1 protein-coding gene is annotated in these 444 nt (G+C 41.9%); it reads left to right on the forward strand.

All coding sequences use genetic code 11. The features are described 5' to 3' along the window. Nucleotides 1-22: 22 nt before the first annotated feature. Nucleotides 23-328: a hypothetical protein gene (locus tag ACXAH6_RS20410; protein ID WP_474879831.1), complete on the forward strand. Its 306-nt coding sequence runs from the start codon at nt 23-25 to the stop codon at nt 326-328. Nucleotides 329-444: the final 116 nt, after the last annotated feature.

Consider the following 444-nt stretch of genomic DNA (forward strand, 5'->3'; position numbering starts at 1 on the left):
GGTGTTATACGCTTGAGTAATCATGAAGTTTCTTAAACTATTTTCCATTATCGTTTTATGCGCTGCTTGCTTTTTAGGTGGGGCATATTGGCACAAATCATCATTGCTCAACACAAGTGCTTTTACTACTACTCAAGCTTTAACTCTTCAGCAGTCTCCTGAACATTTGGGAGTGTTACCTGTAGGTACGACGTTGTATTCTTTTAATTCAGGCCCAAGCACGGAAATTTTCATCATTTTTATAAATACAAAAGACCTTAATGCTATCGAGCCAAGTAAGTTTGAGCATAATATGACTATCAGCCCAATCGATGGTTATATTGAGTAACGCGTATAACAAACCGCTGTAGACGCACGCGGGGCGTGCTGGGACAAAAACACGTGGGCTGTCCTCGCTTCGCTCGATATTATAGCCCACGTATTTTTGCCCCTAAGCGGGGTGTT

The sequence above is a fragment of the Alteromonas sp. ABE4_545 genome (genome assembly GCF_056161325.1).